General features: G+C 31.7%; 1 protein-coding gene. It reads right to left on the minus strand.

What is annotated here, in order from left to right:
• The coding region (locus AOA61_RS31250; RefSeq protein ID WP_218197366.1) for a hypothetical protein at positions 1–375 on the minus strand (375 nt) is incomplete at both ends.

Below are 375 nucleotides of genomic sequence, written 5' to 3' on the forward strand. Positions count from 1 at the left end.
CTATTGGATTAAGAATTAGTACAGATTCACATAAAATCTTCTCACCATATACCAGCATTTGAACTGTATCATCTTCTAATTCATCCCTTACTGATGTATTTATCTTCTTTTCAGGTGGAATTTCATATTCATTTAATTGTACTAAGCCAATTCGGGATTCCTTATCTACCAAAGATTTTAATTGTTTTATATAATCAACTTCAAGATAACAAGCCAATCTAAAATCTGAAACAATTACTAGATCGAACTTCCTATAACCGTCTAACTTCTTTTCACGTTCTGGCCACATTGGTTCAGGAATTGAAAAAGGACGTTTTTTTTGTGGAAAATCATAATAAAGCTTGTCCGTAGTATTGTGAAAATACTCCAGGCTTT

Origin of the sequence: Pseudomonas sp. 2995-1 (assembly GCF_002742505.1) — a bacterium.
Lineage (GTDB): Bacteria > Pseudomonadota > Gammaproteobacteria > Pseudomonadales > Pseudomonadaceae > Aquipseudomonas > Aquipseudomonas sivasensis.